Here is a 17,066-nt window from a genome sequence, read left to right as displayed (position 1 = left end):
CGTGACACGCCGAGGGACCGTGCCCGGGCGGGCACGGTCCCTCGGCGGTGACCCCGGTCAGACCCCGAGTCGGGGTTCACCGGCCTTCCGGGTGGTCACGGACAGCTTGTCGCGGTCGTCGTCCACGTCCACCAGCACCGTGTCTCCGTCGGTCAGCTCGCCGGAGAGCAGCTCCCGGGCGAGCGGGTCGCCGATCGACGACTGCACCAGGCGGCGCAGCGGGCGGGCCCCGTAGTTCGGGTCGTAGCCGGTCAGGGCCAGCCACTCGCGGGCCCCCGCCGTGACGTCCAGGGTGAGCTGGCGGTCGGCCAGGCGCCGGGCCAGCTTGTCCACCTGCAGGTCCACGATCCGGGTCAGGTCCTCGGTGGACAGCGCGTCGAACATGATCACGTCGTCCAGGCGGTTGAGGAACTCCGGCTTGAACGTGGCGCGCACGACGTCCATCACGCGTTCCCGGCGGGTGGCCTCCTCCAGGGACGGGTCCACGAGGAACTGCGAGCCCAGGTTCGAGGTGAGGACGAGGATGGTGTTGCGGAAGTCCACCTGTCGGCCCTGGCCGTCGGTGAGGCGCCCGTCGTCGAGCACCTGGAGCAGGGTGTCGAACACCTCCAGGTGGGCCTTCTCGACCTCGTCCAGCAGCACCACGGTGTACGGTCGCCGCCGCACGGCCTCGGTGAGCTGGCCGCCCTCCTCGTAGCCCACGTACCCGGGGGGAGCGCCCACCAGGCGGGACACCGAGTGCTTCTCCGAGTACTCGCTCATGTCCACGCGCACGATCGCGCGCTCGTCGTCGAACAGGAACTCGGCCAGCGCCTTGGCCAGCTCAGTCTTGCCCACGCCGGTGGGACCGAGGAACAGGAACGAACCCGTCGGCCGGTCCGGGTCGGAGATGCCCGCCCGGGCCCGGCGCACCGCGTCCGACACCGCCTGCACGGCGTCCTTCTGCCCGATCAGCCGCTGCCCCAGCTCGCTCTCCATGCGCAGCAGCTTGGAGGTCTCCCCCTCCATGAGCCGGCCCACGGGGATGCCGGTCCAGGCGGAGACGACGTCGGCGATCTCGTCGGCGCCCACCTCGTCCTTGACCATGCTGTCCCCGGGGACCGCCTCGGCGTGCTCCTCGGCCTGGGAGGCCTCCTCGATCTGCCTCTCCAGCTGCGGGATGTCCCCGTACATCAGCCGGGAGGCCTCCTCGAAGCGGCCCTCGCGCTCGGCCAGCTCGGCCTTGGTGCGCAGTTCGTCCAGCTGCCCCTTGAGGTCGCCGACCCGGTTCAGCCCGGCCTTCTCCTGCTCCCACCGGGCCACCAGCCCGTTGAGCTGCTCCTGGCGGTCGGCGAGGTCGGCGCGCAGCCGTTCCAGCCGCTGCCGGCTCGCGGGGTCGGACTCCTTGTCGAGCGCCATCTCCTCCATCTTGAGGCGGTCGACCGTGCGGCGCAGCTCGTCGATCACCAGCGGGCTGGAGTCGATCTCCATGCGCAGGCGGGACGCGGCCTCGTCGATGAGGTCGATCGCCTTGTCCGGCAGGAACCGGGCGGTGATGTAGCGGTCGGAGAGGGTGGCCGCGGCCACCAGCGCGGAGTCCGAGATCTGCACCTTGTGGTGCGCCTCGTAGCGGCCCTTGAGGCCGCGCAGGATCGCGATGGTGTCGGTGGCCGAGGGCTCGCCGACGAACACCTGCTGGAAGCGGCGCTCCAGCGCGGGGTCCTTCTCGATCTTCTCCCGGTACTCGTCCAGGGTGGTCGCGCCGACCATGCGCAGCTCACCGCGGGCCAGCATCGGCTTGAGCATGTTGCCCGCGTCCATGGCGCCCTCGGCCGCGCCCGCGCCCACCATGGTGTGGAGTTCGTCGATGAACGTGATGACCTGGCCCTCGGACTGCTTGATCTCCGCGAGCACCGCCTTCAGCCGTTCCTCGAACTCACCGCGGTACTTGGCGCCGGCGACCATCGCGGACAGGTCGAGGCTGATCAGGCGCTTGCCGAGCAGCGACTGCGGCACGTCCCCGGCCACGATGCGCTGGGCGAGCCCCTCCACCACGGCGGTCTTGCCGACCCCGGGCTCACCGATGAGCACGGGGTTGTTCTTGGTGCGGCGGCTGAGGACCTGGATGACCCGGCGGATCTCGCCGTCCCGGCCGATGACCGGGTCGACCTTGCCCTCGCGGGCGCGCTCGGTGAGGTCCACTCCGAACTTCTCCAGCGACTGGTAGGTGTCCTCGGGGTTCTCCGAGGTCACCTTGCCGGTACCGCGCACCCGCTCGAAGGCCTCCAGGAGCGCGTCCGGGTCGGCCCCGGCCCCCTTGAGCAGCCGGGCGGCCTCACCGCCGTCGGCGGCCAGCCCCACCAGCAGGTGCTCGGTGGAGACGTACTCGTCCTCCATCTGCTTGGCGCGCTGGGCCGCGGTGTTGATGGAGACGATGAGCTGGCGTGAGGAGCTCGGCGAGCTGACCGTCGAACCGGCCGCCTTGGGCAGGTCGCCGATCGCGGCCTCGACCTTGTCCTTGAGCTGGTCGGGGCTGGCACCGACCTCCTTGAGCAGCGGCCGGGTGATGCCCTGGGCCTGGTCCAGGAGGGCGTCCAGCAGGTGCAGCGGCTCGGTCTGCGGGCTGCCGTCGGCGGTGGCCTGACGGATGGCGGCGGCCAGCGCCTCCTGGCTCTTCTGCGTGAGCTTGTAGTTCATGTCCGGCTACTCCTTCCACATATGGCGTTACTCAGAGTGACTCCGCCGGGCCGGGGTGCACGGTCGCGGAGTGCGGGGCCCGTCAGTCCCGGGTGGGCCCACCCGTACCGGGCTCCCCCGGGCCGCTCGGACCCGCCGGACCCGCCGGGCCGCCCTGGCCTCTGCCCTGGTCGGGGCGTTCGCCCTCGGCCTCGGCGGTGTTGAAGATCGTGACGCGGGTGCGGCGGACCAGCTCCCCGCGGACCGGCCCGCCCTCGGGGCGGCCCCGCCGGGACACCGCCCGGCGGGCCGCCTCGAGTTCGTTGGCCAGGTGGAACACCTGCTCGCGCAGCTGCTCCACCTCGTGCTGCAACTCCAGGATCCGTTTGATCCCGGCGAGGTTGATGCCCTCCTCCTGCGACAGGCGCTGCACCTCGCGCAGCGTCCGTACGTCGCGCATGGAGTAGCGGCGTCCCCGGCCGGACGTGCGGCCCGGAGACACGATCCCCAACCGGTCGTACTGCCGCAGCGTCTGCGGATGCATCCCGGCCAGCTCAGCGGCCACCGAGATCACGTAGACCGGTGCGTCGGCGCCGAAGGCAGGATCGTTCACGTTGTTCACGCGCCCTTCGCCCGCGCTTCGAGCCCGTCGCGCGGGTCGTAGTCGGAGGTCGCCGCGCGGAACTTCTCCAGAGCCTCGCGGGCGTCGCCGTTGAGTGTCTTGGGCACATCCACCTCGAAGGTGACCAGCATGTTGCCCACGGTGCCGTCCTTGCGGGTGGCACCCTTGCCGCGGACCCGCAGCGTGTGCCCGTTCTGCGTGCCCGGCGGGACCTTCACGGTCACCGGGAAGCCGCTGAGGGTGGGAACCCGGACCTCGGCGCCCAGGGCCGCCTCGGGGAAGGTCACCGGGACCGTGATGGTCACGTTGTCGCCGCTCCTGCCGAACACCGGGTGTCCCTTCACGTGGACGACGACGTACAGGTCACCGTTGGGGCCGCCGTTCTCGCCGGGGGCGCCCTTGCCCTTGATGCGGATGCGCTGACCGTCGCTCACCCCGGCGGGGATGCGGGTCTGTATGGTGCGGGTGCTCTTGCCGCGTCCGCTGCCGGTGCAGGTGGGGCAGGGGTCGTCGACCACGAGGCCGCGTCCCTTGCACTCGCTGCACGGGTCGGACAGCGAGAAGCCGCCCAGGTTGGTGCTCTCGTGCCCGGTGCCGCTGCACTTCGGACACATGCGCGGGGCCGTGCCGGCGCGTGCTCCCGTGCCCTTGCAGGTGGGACACGGGGCCTCGCTGCTCAGCTGGAACGAACGGGTCACCCCGTCCGCGGCCTCGCGGAAGCTCAGTGTGGTCTCGGTCTCGACGTCGGCCCCGCGCCTGCTGCGGGTGGTCGTGCCGCCTCGGCCGCGGTTGCCGAACAGACCGCCGAAGAGGTCGCTCAGGCGTTCGCCGCCAGCGGCTCCGCCGCCTCCGCCTCCCTGCCCGAAGATGTCACTCATGTCGAACCCGCCGGGGCCGGCGCCACCGGGACGGTACGCTCCGCCGAACATGGAGCGCGCCTCGTCGTACTCCTTGCGGCGCTTGTCGTCCGACAGGACGTTGTACGCCTCGGAGATCTCCTTGAAGCGGTTCTCGGCCCCGGGGTCGTCGGTGTTGGCGTCCGGGTGGTTCTCCCGGGCCAGCTTGCGGTAGGACGTCTTGATCTCGTCCTTGGAGGCGGTCTTTGAGACTCCCAGGACCTTGTAGTAGTCCTTCTCCAGGTAGTCCTTGGTGCTCATCGACTGGTGCCTTCTCCCGCTGGTGCCGGTTGCGTCCGATGTTTCCACGTGGCCCCGGACCGCGTGGGTCCGGGGCGACCCGGGGCCGTGACCGACGCTCTCACGTCGGCCACGGCCGGGTCTACGGGTGCGACCCGCTGCTACTTCTGGTCCTCGCCGCTGTCGCCGGCGGCCTCGGTGGAGTCCGCGGAGTCGTCGGAGGACTCGTCGTCCCCCGCGCCCTCCAGCGGCTCACCGACCACCACGCGGGCGGGGCGCAGGACGCGCTCGCCCATCCGGTACCCCGGCTGGAACACCTCGATCACCGTCTGGACGGAGATGTTCGGGACCGGGACCAGGGTGAGGGCCTCGTGGACGTTCGGGTTGAACTCGTCGCCCTGCTCGCCGTACTTCTCCAGGCCCAGCTTGGTGGCCGTGGCCTCCAGGGCCTCACCCACCGCCTTGAACCCGCCGTTGAGCTCGTCGTGGTCACGGGCCCGGCCGATGTCGTCCAGGATCGGCAGGAGTTCGCCGACGACCTGGGAGGTGGCGACCTCACGGACGGCCACGCGGTCGCGCTCGACACGCTTGCGGTAGTTGGAGTACTCCGCCTGGATCCGCTTGATGTCGTTGGTGAGCTCGATGACCCGCTCGTCCGCGTTGATCGCCTCGGTCACCACGGATTCCGGGGTGTCCGGAATCTCGAGGACGTCCTCGATCTCGGCCTCGACGACCTCGGGCTCCTCCTCGGTGGCCTCGGCCTCCTCGGCGGACCCGCCCTCCGGTTCCCGGACCTCACCGGTCTCGGGGTCGACCTTGCGGTTGTCGCGGATCACCGGACCCTGGTTCTCGTCACCGTCACCGGTGTCGGGACTGTTCTTGTCCGACGCCATGTCCGACGTTCCCTCCTTCCTCGGCTCTCACCAACTCGCGGGTCAGGAACCCTGGTTGCCCTTGCCGTTGTCCTCGTCGACGATCTCGGCGTCGACCACGTCCGCGTCCTCGGTGGAGGCGTCGGCGCCGGCCTCCTCGGAGCCGGGCTGGGCGGCACCCTCACCCTGCTGGCCCTGGCTGTAGATCGCGGAACCGATCTTCTGGCTGGCCAGCGCGACCTTCTCGCTCGCGGAGCGGATGGCCTCGACGTCGGTGCCCTCGAGAGCGGTCTTCAGCTCGGCGACGGCGGCCTCGGTCTCGGAGCGCACGTCCGCCGGGATCTTGTCCTCGTTGTCCTTGATGACCTTCTCGGTCTGGTAGACGAGGGACTCGGCGTTGTTGCGGACCTCGGCCTCCTCGCGGCGCTTGCGGTCCTCCTCGGCGTACTGCTCGGCGTCGCGGACCATCTGGTCGATGTCGTCCTTGGACATCGCCGAACCACCGGAGATGGTGACGGACTGCTCCTTGCCGGTGCCCAGGTCCTTCGCGGTGACGCTGACGATGCCGTTGGCGTCGATGTCGAAGGCGACCTCGATCTGCGGGACGCCGCGCGGCGCCGGGGGCAGACCGGTCAGGTCGAAGACGCCCAGCTTCTTGTTGTACTGGGCGATGTCACGCTCGCCCTGGTACACCTGGATCTGCACGGACGGCTGGTTGTCGTCGGCCGTCGTGAAGATCTCGGAGCGCTTGGTCGGGATGGTGGTGTTGCGCTCGATGAGCTTGGTGAACACCCCGCCCTTGGTCTCGATGCCCAGCGAGAGCGGGGTGACGTCCAGCAGCAGGACGTCCTTGACCTCGCCCTTGAGCACACCGGCCTGGAGCGCGGCGCCGATGGCCACGACCTCGTCGGGGTTGACGCCCTTGTTGGGCTCCTTGCCGCCGGTCATCTCCTTGACGAGCTCGGCGATGACGGGCATACGGGTCGAGCCGCCGACCAGGACCACGTGGTCGATCTCGCTGAGCTGGATCCCGGCGTCCTTGATGACCTGCTGGAACGGGGTCTTGGTCCGCTCGACCAGGTCGGCGGTCAGGCGCTGGAACTCGGCGCGGGTGAGCTTCTCGTCCAGGTGCAGCGGGCCCTCGGCCGAGGCCGTGATGTAGGGCAGGTTGATCTGCGACTCGCTGGAGCTGGAGAGCTCGATCTTGGCCTTCTCGGCGGACTCGCGCAGGCGCTGGAGCGCCATCTTGTCCTTGGACAGGTCGACGCCGTTGGAGTTCTTGAACTTCTCGACCAGCCAGTTGACGACGGCCTGGTCCCAGTCGTCACCACCGAGGTGGTTGTCGCCGTTGGTCGCCTTGACCTCCACGACGCCGTCGCCGACCTCGAGGAGGGAGACGTCGAAGGTGCCGCCACCGAGGTCGTAGACGAGGATCGTGGCCTCGTCCTCCTTCTCCAGGTGGTAGGCGAGCGCGGCCGAGGTGGGCTCGTTGATGATGCGCAGGACGTTGAGGCCCGCGATCGTGCCGGCCTCCTTGGTGGCCTGGCGCTGGGAGTCGCTGAAGTAGGCCGGGACGGTGATGACCGCGTCCGTGACGTCCTCGCCCAGGTAGGCCTCGGCGTCGCGCTTGAGCTTCTGCAGGATGAAGGCGCTGATCTGCTGCGGGTTGAAGCTCTTGTCGTCGATCTGCACCGACCAGTCGGTGCCGATGTGACGCTTCACCGAGCGGATGGTCCGGTCGACGTTGGTGACGGCCTGACGCTTGGCCACCTCACCGACGAGCACCTCACCGTTCTTGGCGAAGGCCACGACCGAAGGGGTGGTGCGGGAGCCCTCGGCATTGGTGATGACCGTCGGCTCGCCACCCTCAAGGACCGCGACACACGAGTTCGTCGTACCGAGGTCGATTCCGACCGCACGTGCCATGGTTGTTTCCTCCGTCAAAGTTGAGTCGTTCAGACGTAAGTTTGCTTCGTCGGGTGGGGGCTGTCAAGTCAGTTGAGTCGACCCGACTCAAGTCACTTCCTACGCCCTGACAACGGGCGGCCGAGCGGGGATGTTCCCGACCTGGGGTGATTTCACGAGGGAAATGGGGGAACCCCGGGTCAACTCGGGGACATCCTTGACCCGGAAACCAGGGGAGCCGGCGCGCTCTCGGGGTCGGTTCGGGGTCGGCGCGTCGTGACACGACTGGTGCTCCCACCGATGCCCTGGCGGTCCCTCTTCGCTCCGTTGTCCGCTTACATAGAGGTGAGTGGTGTGTTCGGCGGCGACTCGGGTGTACCCGCGTGATTCTGTTGCGCTGGGGCTGACTACGGTTGGCAGTCGCGCGCTCGCGCGGAAGGGCCCCGCAGCCCGGCCGTGCGGGGCTCGGTCCGGTGAGGCCGAGGGTCGATGGCAGTCGTGCTATTACTCGCTAGTAACATGTATATGGACCACCGGTGTGTGGCGCACCGGATGACACAAGCAGGATGGGAGGCCACGGACGATGCATCCTCTGTACTTGACGCTGGGCATCATCACCTCGGTCTTCGCCGTGGTCGCGCTTGCCTTGTTCGCCCTGGGTGGATACCAGATCTGGCGAACGGTGAGTGTGGGCCGCCCGGTGGAGCCGGAGCGCACGGAGTCTCTGGGCAAGCGGCTCACGATGACGCTCATCGAGATCCTCGGACACACGAGGATGCTCAAGCGGCCGTGGGTCGGCGTGGCCCACTGGTTCGTGATGGTCTCGTTCCCGCTGCTGTTCTTCACGGTCGTCGAGGCCCAGGGCGAGGTCTTCAACCCGCACTTCAAGCTGCCGCTGATCTACGACTGGGCCGTCTACGGCCTGGCCATCGAGATCATCGCCGCGGCCAGCCTCCTGGGCATCATCGGCCTCACGGTCTACCGCCTGCTGAACGGCCCCGGCCGCAAGGGCAAGCAGTCCCGCTTCTACAACTCCAGGACGTGGACCGCTTACTACGTCGAGGCCTACCTGTGGGCCCTGCTGATCTCGATCTTCGTGATCCGCGGCCTCAAGGTCGGCATCGAGGACTTCCCGTTCCCGGTCTGGGCGACCCCGGTCTCGCACGCCTTCGGCGCGATCATGCCGACCGACGCCGCCGTGGCCGAGCCCGCCATCGCGCTGGTCGCCGCGTTCAAGCTGGTCATCAGCTACGCGTTCTTCGTGGTGCTGTACTTCAACCTCACCATGGGTATCGGCTGGCACCGCTTCGTGGCGCCGTTCAACATCTTCTTCAAGCGCAACGCCGACGGCACGCCGACCCTGGGCGGCGCCAAGCAGATGATGGACGCCTCCGGGAAGAAGCCCCTCGACTTCGAGGAGGCCGACCCGGACGAGGACCCCTTCGGTGCGGGCAAGCTCGAGGACTTCACCTGGAAGGGCCTCCTCGACTTCAGCAGCTGCACCGAGTGCGGTCGCTGCCAGTCGCAGTGCCCCGCCTGGAACACCGGTAAGCCGCTCTCGCCGAAGAAGGTCATCCTCGACCTTCAGAAGCACACCTACGAGAAGGCCCCGTACCTCCTCAAGGGCATCACCGAGGAGACCCTCGCCGAGGCCCCCGACAACAGCCACGCGGGCGTCGACGTCCTCGCCCTCCTCAACAGGCCGCTGGTCGGCACCGAGGAGGAGGGTGGCGTCATCCACCCCGACGAGCTGTGGGCCTGCACCAACTGCGGTGCGTGCGTCGAGCAGTGCCCGGTCGACATCGAGCACATCGACCACATCCTGGACATGCGCCGCTACCAGGTCATGGTCGAGTCCAACTTCCCGTCCGAGGCCAACACCCTGCTCAAGAACCTTGAGAACAAGGGCAACCCGTGGGGCATGGCCGAGGACCGGCGCATGGACTGGATCGGGGAACTCGCCTCCCAGGAGAACCCGGTCGAGGTCACGGTCGTCGAGGACAAGATGCCCGAGGACACCGAGTACCTCTTCTGGGTCGGCTGCGCCGGCGCCCTGGAGGACCGCGCCAAGAAGACCACGAAGGCCATCGCCGAGCTGCTGGACATCGCGGGCGTCAAGTTCGCCGTCCTGGGCGGCATGGAGGCCTGCACCGGTGACCCGGCTCGCCGCCTGGGCATGGAGTACGTCTTCCAGATGCTGGCCCAGCAGAACGTGGAGACGCTCAACGAGGCCGGCGTCACGAAGATCGTGGCCAGCTGCCCGCACTGCTTCAACACGCTGGCCAAGGAGTACCCGCAGCTGGGTGGCACCTACGAGGTCATCCACCACAGCCAGCTGCTGGCCAAGCTGGTCGAGGAGGGTCAGCTGACCCCGGTGAACTCGATCGACGAGAACATCACCTACCACGACCCGTGCTTCCTGGGCCGCCACAACAAGGTGTACACGCCTCCGCGCGACATCATGGCGCAGGTGCCCGGCATCAAGACCCAGGAGATGCACCGCCACAAGGAGCGGGGCTTCTGCTGCGGCGCCGGCGGTGCCCGCATGTGGATGGAGGAGCGGATCGGCAAGCGCATCAACACCGAGCGTGTCGACGAGGCGCTGACCACCAACCCGGACACCGTCTCCACCGCGTGCCCGTTCTGCCAGGTCATGCTCGGTGACGCGATCAACGAGAAGAAGTCCGCGGGCGAGGCCAAGGAGTCGCTGGAGGTCGTCGACGTCTCCCAGCTGCTGCTCCGTTCGGTCAAGGGTGAGAACCCGGCCGAGGGCGGCGAGCAGAAGGAGACCGCCGACGCCTAGGCGCACTCACCCGTGAGGTGAGGTACGCGAGGGGCGGGACGCCGAGAGGTGTCCCGCCCCTTTCGTGTGTCCGACGGGGTGCCGGTCCGCTCAGAGGACGACCACCTCCGTGTCCACCGGGCCGTAGACAGCCGGACCGACGGTCGGGCAGCTGATGGTGGTGGTTCCGCTGCCCTCGACGGTCGCGGAACGGGCCGGGAAGCCGCCGTCGTGGAAGTAGGAGAGGCATCGGCCGGTGACGTACCAGCTGATGTCCGGGGTCTGCGTCTCGCAGGTGTAGTCGATGCCCGGGAAGATGACGATGGGGCTGGGTGTGGCGACGCAGGAGATGCGGTCGTCCTCGGCCGCGTGGGCGGTGCCGGGGGCGGCGGCGACGGCCAGGGTCGCGACCGCGGCTGCGGCCAGGGCGGCGAGGGGGCGTGTGGTGGAGCGGACAGAACGCATGGTTCTCCTCGGGGTTCGGGGGTGGGCTGTTCCCTGACCAGAGTCGTCCCCGCCGCTATCCGCGCGGTTTCCCCGCCCTTTCCGAAGGCGCCCCCGGTACGGCCCACGGGGTCAGTGGTGCTCGCGGAGAAACGCGTCGACGGAGTGCCGGGTGATCTGGCTGGCGAGGCCGCCCCAGTTGAGGTCGTACATGTGCTCCGCCCACGGCAGTTCGACGTGGCGGTACGGGACGCCCTGCTCGGCGAGTTCGGCGGCCATGCGCCGGTTGTCCTCGGGGCTGAGGAAGAGGTCGTGGCCGGCGGTGAGCAGCAGGGTCGGCGGGGTGTCCGGTCCGACCAGGCGGATCGGTGACATCGCGGCGTACTCCTCCGGTACCTCCTCGACGGAGCCGCCCATCATCCGCTCCTCCAGTTCGACGAGTTCGTCGTTGACCGGGGAAGCGAGCAGGCGCCGGGGGAAGGCGGCGGCGTCGGCGGTCACATCGGTCCCGGCGTACCAGGCGATCACCGCGTCGACCTCGGGGACCTCGGTGTCGCAGCTGGGCCGGTGGTCGTCGCCGTAGGTGGCGAGCAGGGCCAGCAGGGCCCCGGCCGACTGGCCGCTGACGGCGATGCGCTCGGGGTCGCCGCCGTGTCCGGCCGCGTTCTCCCGCACCCAGCCGAGGGCGCAGCGGACGTCGCGCACCGGCGCCGCCCAGTCGTCTTCGGGGAAGTAGCGGTAGTCCACGTCGAACACCACGCGCCGCTGCGGGTCGGCGTCTCCGCCGCCGGAGGGCCCGGTGGCGGGGTCCCCGCCGTCGGCCAGCCAGGTGTCCCAACGGGGGAGCAGGCTCTGGGGCAGGTCGTCCGCACCGCCGTGGATGTTCACCACCACGGGCAGGGGTTCGTCGGACGGCTCGGCGGGTTCCCAGACGTCGAGGACCAGCGGTACGCCGTCCGCTTCCGCGTACTCCACGGTGAGCGGTTCGCGGTCGGCCGAGGTGGCCGTTCCGGCGGTGTACTCGGTCAGGCTGAGCGTCGCCCCCTCGGCGCGGGCGGCCGACCACAGGGACGCGGCGGGGACCAGGGAGGTGGTCAGCAGGACCGCGTTGAGTCCGGCGAGGGCGAGGGAGGCCCTGCGGCGGAAGCGGTACGCGTACAGCGCCAGGACCAGGCCGAGGACGGCCGGGAGGGTGAGGAACAGGGAGAACTCCAGGGCCAGCAGCGCGTACTGCCACGCGCTCCAGGACACGGGCGGCAGCAGGACCAGCGCGGTGGCCGCGACGCCGGGCAGGGCGAGCAGTCCGGAGAGGACGAGGAGCGCGGTGCGGGGGCGGGGAGCGAACTCGGGCTCGGGCATGGGGGGACCTCTTTTCGATACGGTCGTACCGATACGACTGTATCAAAACGCGGGGGGTGTGCCAGAATGAGCGGGTGCCGAAGGTCGTAGACAGGGAAACCCGCCGAGGTCAGGTCGCCGAGGCGATCCACCGCATCGCCGCCCGGGACGGGCTGGAAGGGGTCAGCGTCCGGCTGGTCGCCGCGGAGGCGGGACTGTCCGTGGGCGCGGTCCAGCGCGAGTTCGCCTCCAAGGACGAACTCCTGCGCTTCGCGCTGGCGGCCAGCGTCGACGAGGTGTTCGCGCGGTTCGGCCGCTTCCGCATCGGCCCCGAGGGCCTCACCTTCACCGAAGGCCTGCGGCAGGTGCTCCTGGACCTGCTGCCCACCGACGAACGGCGCCGCGCGCAGGCGCGCATCTGGGCCGCCTTCTACGCGCGCGCCGCCGTCGATCCGGGCTTCGCCGACGTGCTGGCCGAGCTGGACGTCCGGACCAGGGAACATCTGCGCAGGGCCTTCGAGTACGCCCGTGAACAGGGTGGACTCGCCCCCGGCCACGATCCCGCGGCGCTGGCGGAACTGCTGATCGTGTTCGTGGACGGCCTCTGGCTCACCTGCGCCCGCCTCCCGGAGGACGCGGATCTGGCCCCCCAGCAGGCGGCGATCGAATCGGTGGTCCGCGCGATCACCGGCTGAGAGCGACCGTGTGAAGGCGGTGAGAGGGTCGCCGCCGACGGTGGAGGGGTCCGTGAGAAGCGAACCTGCGAAAGGAACCCCGTGCGCCTTCCCCGAACCCCGAAGACCGGCTTACTCCTGGCGACGACCGCCCTGCTCCTCCTGTTGTCCCCTCTGCCGGTCCTGACCTGTGCTTCGGCGCCCTCCTCTGCAGCAGGGTGACCGTCGTGGAGTGACCGGTGGGGACGGGGCCAGGCGTGCCGATGGCGGGGAGGGCCGGGAGATCCGGCCCCGCGGTCCGCGACGGGGGCCTGCCCGGCCCCGGAGTTCAGCTCAGGACGCTGAGCTGGTGGGAGCGCACCGCCGAGCCGCCGAGCACGTTGCTCGGGCAGGTCATCACGGCTGTCCCGCTTCCCTGGACGATGTCGGAGGAAGCCCCGGTGAAACCCCACGGCAGGGTGCACAGCCCGACGACCCGCCAGCGCAGGTCCTCGCTCTCCGTCTCGCAGGTGTAGGAGACGGACCTGAGCAGGAGGCCGGGGGTGGCGACGCAGTCGTAGCGGTCGTCCTCGGCGGCGGCGGTGCCGGGCGCGAGTGCGAGGGCCAACGAGGCGGCCAGGGCGGTGGCCGCGGCGAGGGTTCGGGCAGGCAGGGGCTTGCGCATGGGGATCTCCGTGAACGGGGGTACGGGGTGCTCCGGACAGCAACCATGGTGCGCGTCCCGGCTATCGCGCGGCTATTGCGCGGCTTTGTCGAACCGGTGCGCCCCTCACCCCGTCCGGCTCGCCCGGGTCACGACCCCTCGAAGGTGTCCGCCCAGGTGGCCAGCCCGTAGCGGTAGGCGTACACGGCGGCCTGCACCCGGCTCTCCACACCGATCTTGGTGAGGATCCGGGTCACGTGGATCTTCGCGGTCCCCGGCGCGATCCCGAGGTCCTCCGCGATCCGCGCGTTGCTGTGGCCCATCGCGACCAACCGCAGCACCTCGCGTTCCCGTTCGGTCAGGTCCGCTGCCCGGGTCGGCGGTGTCCGGGGCGAGGTCTGCGCGAACCGGTTCACCAGCCGCGGCGTCACCTTCGGGTCGATCACCCCCTGCCCCTTGTACGCGGCACGGACCGCCTCGACGTAGAGTTCCGGCTCGCTCTCCTTCAGCAGGAACCCGACCGCCCCGGCCTGGAGGGCCCCGAACAGGTACTCGTCGATGTCGAAGGTGGTCAGCATGACCGTCGGCGGGACCGGGTCCATCCGGGCCAGCTCCCGCATCGCGGTTACCCCGTCCATCCCCGGCATCCGGATGTCGGTGAACACCACGTCCGGTCGCAGCCGCCGCGCCATCGTCACGAGTTCGCGGCCGTGTGCGGCGACACCCACCACCTCCACGTCCGGCACCGACCCGAAGAGCAGCCTCAGCCCCTCACGCGCGGCGGGCTGGTCATCCGCCAGCAGCACCCTGATCACGCTCCGACACCTCCCCGTTCGTCGATCCGCCGAGAAGGGTTCCCTCCGCCGGCGGCGGTTCCGAACGGCCCCCGTCGGCGTTCGGCGCCCCCACGTCGGCCGTCGGCCCCGCTGCGGTGCCGCCCGGCCCGTGCCCGTCCTCGTCCGGCCGCCACCCGTCGAGGGACTCGGAGACCGGCAGCCACGCCCGGACCCGCCAGCCCCGCCCCGGACGGAACCCGGCCTCCAGACGGCCGCCCAGACCCTCGGCGCGCTCGCGCATCCCCCGCAGTCCTGTTCCGGTCGCCTCCGGGTTCCCGAGCGGTGGGGAGCCGTCGTCCTCCACCGTCACCACGAGCTCCCGCACGTCTCCGGCAGCCCTGTTGCGTCGGTGCAGGTGTACGTGCACATGGCGGGCGGAGGAGTGGCGCAGGACGTTGCCCAGGGCTTCCTGCACGATGCGGTAGGCGTCCGCCTCCACCCGGGCGGGCACCCCGTTGCTCACCCCGTGCGGCATGACCAGGACCGCCTCCACCCCGGTTCCGTCCAGCGCCGACACCAGGAGTGAGACGTCGTCCAGGCGTACGCCCGGCGGAGCGGGTTCGTCGAGTCTGTCCTCGCGCAGCAGCCGCAGCAGTTCCCGGACCTCACGGACCGCTCGGCCCGACGCCTCCGAGATCGCCGCCAGCACCGCGTCCGGGTCCGAGTCCGGCCTCTTCAGCGACTCCCGGCCGCCCACGGCGAGCAGCCGGATGGCGCTCAGGTGGTGTCCGGCGATGTCGTGCACCTCGCGGGCGATCCGGGCCCGCTCCCGCGCACGCTCCCGTTGGGCGCGGTCGCGGACCTCGTGCCGCCGCTGCTCCGCCCGTTCGGCCCGCAGCCGCATCAGGTAAGCGAACAAGGCGGGCAGGGCTCCCATGAGGCCGAGGACCAGCTGCTGGGTGAGGGTCCCCCAGGCCAGCATCCGGCCGTGGGTCGTGATGTTGAAGAGCAGCAGGATCCACACCGCCGACAGCGGGGTGACCAGGGCGACCTGCGCCCCGTGCCGGACCGCGGACCAGGCGGCGAAGGCGGCCACCCAGATGGTGAACGGGTCGCTGACGTCCAGCACGACATGCTGGAAGAGGACCGCCGAACCCACGGCCAGCGCGGAGGGGAGCGGGTACCGGCGGCGCCACACCAGCGGTAGGCAGCACAGGACCTGGACCAGGCCCGTGACCCAGGTGGGGAGCGTGTTCGTGCCGTGGGGCCAGGCGAAGACCAGCGCGACCGCCAACAGCGCGGTCAGCACCGAGTCCGACACAGTCACCGGCAGCCGTCGCCACCGCTGCCGGATCGCCCTGACGAGCACCTTCCCGCCCTGCCCCGATGTCTTCATACGTTCCATGGTGCGGCAAGGCCTCACTCCGCTCGTCTGCCGAACGGCATACGGGTCGGGCTCTGCCTTTCGGCAGACGCGCCCGGACGGGGCCGGGCCGCAGGCTGCCCGGTATGGACACCTCACCGACGCCCCCGAACAGGGAACTGCCTCTCCGGCGACCATCCGAACCCGCACCGGCCCCTCCCGCACGGCCCGCCGCTCCCCTCCCGCCACCCCGGCTCCTGCTCCTGGACGTCCTGCGCGGCGTGGCCGTACTCGGCACCCTGGCCGCCAACGTCTGGCTCTTCCACCCGGGGAGCCCGGACGGGTCCGGGGCCCTCCGCTCTCTGCTGGACCCCCTGGTCAACGGCAAGTTCCTGGCGATGCTCGCGATGATGTTCGGCGTGGGTCTCGCGGTCCAGCACCGTACCGCCGCCGCCTACGGGCGGTCCTGGCCCGGCCGGTACCGGTGGCGCCAGGTCTTGCTGCTGGTCGAGGGCGCGCTGCACACCCTGCTGCTGTTCGCGTGGGACGTCCTCATGGGGTACGCGGTCACCGGTCTGGTGGTGATCTGGCTGTTGCGGAGGTCGGAGCGGGTCCGTTCGGTGGTGATGTGGTCGGCCCTGGCGGTGCACACGGTGTTCTTCACAGGTGTCTCGGTGCTGTTCGCCCTGACCGAACCGGGGCGGCCGACCCCGCAGGGGCAGCGCGGGATCGAGGAGGGCGAAACCGTCTTCCTGGAGGGCGGATACCTCGAACAGGTGGCCACGCGCTGGGAGGGCTTCCTCGGTACCCGGATCGAGATCCTCGTCAGCTTCCCCGCCTTCCTCTTCCTGTTCCTGCTGGGTGTACGGCTCTACCGTTCGGGCGTCTTCGGCGACGACCAGCGCGGGCGCGAACTCCGGAAGCCTCTGATGCGCTGGGGTATCGGCCTGGGGCTGCCGCTCTGCGTGCTGGGCTCGCAGGTCCATGAGCTCGGCCAGCTCCACAGGTACGGGTTCGCCATCGTGCTGATGCTGGGCTACGTCGGACTGGCCGGGTGGCTGCTGGACCGGGTCCGAAGGCGCGGGCAGGTGGTCCGGTCCCTGAGCGCGGTGGGACGGACCGCCCTGACCTGTTACGTCCTCCAGAACCTGCTGGGATCGGTGATCTTCTACGGCTGGGGGCTGGGCCTCGCCTCGTACCTGGAGGCCAGGGGCGTCGGGGGGACCGCCCTGGAGGGCTGGGTGCTCGGGGCCTGGCTGGTGATCGCCCTCGTGCTGGTTCTCGGCGCGCGGTTGTGGTTGCGCCGGTTCGACCGCGGGCCTTTGGAGACGGCCGGGGCGCGATTGGTGTCTTTGGTCCCTGAACGCCGGTCCGCTCCGGAGCGGACCCCGTGACCGGCTCGGTTTACCCGGCAACCGATTTCCGTTTTCAGTCCCGCGGGAAAGCCTTTTCCGCTCCCTTCGGGGGTTTGTGAAAGAGGGTTGCCTGAGGCCTTTGGGGTCAGTGTTACCACTGGTCAAAGCGGTTTTTTCTGGCCTCGTGTCGAGGTGGAGCCATCCCCCTCAGGACGATGTTTCCTGAGAAGAAACCAACTCAGCGTCAAGGTGCGTATTCGATCCGTCGGAGAATGGTGCATTTCCCCGGCATGTCCGAGAAAAGTCGTGTAGAACATTGATAACCGCCAAGGGGCCGCGCCCGACGTGAGTAGTGAGGGGACGGGCGCGACCCCGGCCGGCGGCAGCGACCGCGCTCGCACGTGAGGTGACGAAGGGGCACGTACGGGCGCGGTCGCACCCCTTCGTGCCCCCGGGATGACATTTGTCAGCACCACCACCGGGTGAAGCGCACGGGCGACG

General features: G+C 69.9%; 13 protein-coding genes. 3 read left to right on the top strand and 10 right to left on the bottom strand.

Annotated elements, in window-relative coordinates; translation table 11 throughout:
• Positions 1 to 57: 57 nt before the first annotated feature.
• The 5 genes from clpB to dnaK form a co-directional block, all read right to left on the bottom strand.
• Positions 58 to 2,676 carry an ATP-dependent chaperone ClpB gene (gene clpB / locus D458_RS0106570; RefSeq protein ID WP_017585927.1) on the bottom strand — a complete coding sequence of 873 codons (2,619 nt, stop codon included), beginning with the start codon at positions 2,674 to 2,676 and terminating at the stop codon, positions 58 to 60.
• An 82-nt stretch (positions 2,677 to 2,758) separates the two neighbouring features.
• Positions 2,759 to 3,277, bottom strand: a complete 519-nt coding sequence (locus tag D458_RS0106565) for a heat shock protein transcriptional repressor HspR (RefSeq protein ID WP_017585926.1) — start codon at positions 3,275 to 3,277, stop codon at positions 2,759 to 2,761.
• Positions 3,274 to 4,434 carry a molecular chaperone DnaJ gene (dnaJ, locus tag D458_RS0106560; protein WP_017585925.1) on the bottom strand — a complete coding sequence of 387 codons (1,161 nt, stop codon included), beginning with the start codon at positions 4,432 to 4,434 and terminating at the stop codon, positions 3,274 to 3,276. Before dnaJ ends, D458_RS0106565 begins: the two co-directional genes overlap by 4 nt.
• 140 nt (positions 4,435 to 4,574) lie before the next feature.
• Positions 4,575 to 5,306, bottom strand: a complete 732-nt coding sequence (gene grpE, locus D458_RS0106555; RefSeq protein WP_017585924.1) for a nucleotide exchange factor GrpE — start codon at positions 5,304 to 5,306, stop codon at positions 4,575 to 4,577.
• 42 nt (positions 5,307 to 5,348) lie between these two features.
• The gene (gene dnaK, locus D458_RS0106550; protein WP_017585923.1) at positions 5,349 to 7,211 is read right to left on the bottom strand and encodes a molecular chaperone DnaK; all 1,863 of its coding nucleotides are present in this window, start codon (positions 7,209 to 7,211) and stop codon (positions 5,349 to 5,351) included.
• A gap of 562 nt (positions 7,212 to 7,773) precedes the next feature.
• Here dnaK and D458_RS0106545 point away from each other — a divergent pair.
• On the top strand, positions 7,774 to 9,993 hold the full coding sequence (locus D458_RS0106545) for a (Fe-S)-binding protein (RefSeq protein ID WP_026119055.1): 2,220 nt from the start codon (positions 7,774 to 7,776) through the stop codon (positions 9,991 to 9,993).
• A gap of 90 nt (positions 9,994 to 10,083) precedes the next feature.
• On the opposite strand, the gene D458_RS37860 is transcribed toward D458_RS0106545, so the two are convergent.
• Positions 10,084 to 10,437 carry a hypothetical protein gene (locus tag D458_RS37860; RefSeq protein WP_017585921.1) on the bottom strand — a complete coding sequence of 118 codons (354 nt, stop codon included), beginning with the start codon at positions 10,435 to 10,437 and terminating at the stop codon, positions 10,084 to 10,086.
• A gap of 111 nt (positions 10,438 to 10,548) precedes the next feature.
• On the bottom strand, positions 10,549 to 11,775 hold the full coding sequence (locus D458_RS0106535; protein WP_017585920.1) for an alpha/beta hydrolase: 1,227 nt from the start codon (positions 11,773 to 11,775) through the stop codon (positions 10,549 to 10,551).
• Between the two features lie 74 nt (positions 11,776 to 11,849).
• Between D458_RS0106535 and D458_RS0106530 the strand changes: the two genes are divergently transcribed.
• Positions 11,850 to 12,449 (top strand): TetR/AcrR family transcriptional regulator, encoded by a 600-nt coding sequence (locus tag D458_RS0106530; protein WP_017585919.1) that lies wholly within the window; start codon positions 11,850 to 11,852, stop codon positions 12,447 to 12,449.
• Positions 12,450 to 12,756: 307 nt separating this feature from the next.
• Here the strand turns inward: D458_RS0106530 and D458_RS0106525 are convergent, their stop codons facing one another.
• From D458_RS0106525 to D458_RS33070, 3 genes are all read right to left on the bottom strand, one after another.
• Positions 12,757 to 13,092 carry a hypothetical protein gene (locus tag D458_RS0106525; RefSeq protein WP_017585918.1) on the bottom strand — a complete coding sequence of 112 codons (336 nt, stop codon included), beginning with the start codon at positions 13,090 to 13,092 and terminating at the stop codon, positions 12,757 to 12,759.
• Between the two features lie 128 nt (positions 13,093 to 13,220).
• On the bottom strand, positions 13,221 to 13,886 hold the full coding sequence (locus D458_RS0106520) for a response regulator (RefSeq protein WP_026119054.1): 666 nt from the start codon (positions 13,884 to 13,886) through the stop codon (positions 13,221 to 13,223).
• The gene (locus D458_RS33070) at positions 13,861 to 15,243 is read right to left on the bottom strand and encodes a sensor histidine kinase (RefSeq protein ID WP_017585916.1); all 1,383 of its coding nucleotides are present in this window, start codon (positions 15,241 to 15,243) and stop codon (positions 13,861 to 13,863) included. The genes D458_RS0106520 and D458_RS33070 overlap by 26 nt, the downstream gene beginning before the upstream one ends.
• Before the next feature lie 113 nt (positions 15,244 to 15,356).
• On the opposite strand from D458_RS33070, the gene D458_RS0106510 reads away from it, so the two are divergent.
• Positions 15,357 to 16,604, top strand: a complete 1,248-nt coding sequence (locus D458_RS0106510) for a DUF418 domain-containing protein (RefSeq protein WP_051049608.1) — start codon at positions 15,357 to 15,359, stop codon at positions 16,602 to 16,604.
• Positions 16,605 to 17,066: the final 462 nt, after the last annotated feature.

The sequence above is a fragment of the Nocardiopsis ganjiahuensis DSM 45031 genome (assembly GCF_000341085.1).
Lineage (GTDB): Bacteria > Actinomycetota > Actinomycetes > Streptosporangiales > Streptosporangiaceae > Nocardiopsis > Nocardiopsis ganjiahuensis.
This window is presented reverse-complemented; position numbering and strand designations above follow the sequence as displayed.

Coding starts and splice junctions, on each gene's coding strand:
- D458_RS37860 (WP_017585921.1), bottom strand. CDS start 10,437: ATGCGTTCTGTCCGCTCCACCACACGCCCCCTCGCCGCCCTGGCCGCA.
- D458_RS0106525 (WP_017585918.1), bottom strand. CDS start 13,092: ATGCGCAAGCCCCTGCCTGCCCGAACCCTCGCCGCGGCCACCGCCCTG.
- D458_RS0106545 (WP_026119055.1), top strand. CDS start 7,774: ATGCATCCTCTGTACTTGACGCTGGGCATCATCACCTCGGTCTTCGCC.
- clpB (WP_017585927.1), bottom strand. CDS start 2,676: ATGAACTACAAGCTCACGCAGAAGAGCCAGGAGGCGCTGGCCGCCGCC.
- dnaJ (WP_017585925.1), bottom strand. CDS start 4,434: ATGAGCACCAAGGACTACCTGGAGAAGGACTACTACAAGGTCCTGGGA.
- D458_RS0106510 (WP_051049608.1), top strand. CDS start 15,357: ATGGACACCTCACCGACGCCCCCGAACAGGGAACTGCCTCTCCGGCGA.
- D458_RS33070 (WP_017585916.1), bottom strand. CDS start 15,243: ATGAAGACATCGGGGCAGGGCGGGAAGGTGCTCGTCAGGGCGATCCGG.
- dnaK (WP_017585923.1), bottom strand. CDS start 7,211: ATGGCACGTGCGGTCGGAATCGACCTCGGTACGACGAACTCGTGTGTC.
- grpE (WP_017585924.1), bottom strand. CDS start 5,306: ATGGCGTCGGACAAGAACAGTCCCGACACCGGTGACGGTGACGAGAAC.
- D458_RS0106535 (WP_017585920.1), bottom strand. CDS start 11,775: ATGCCCGAGCCCGAGTTCGCTCCCCGCCCCCGCACCGCGCTCCTCGTC.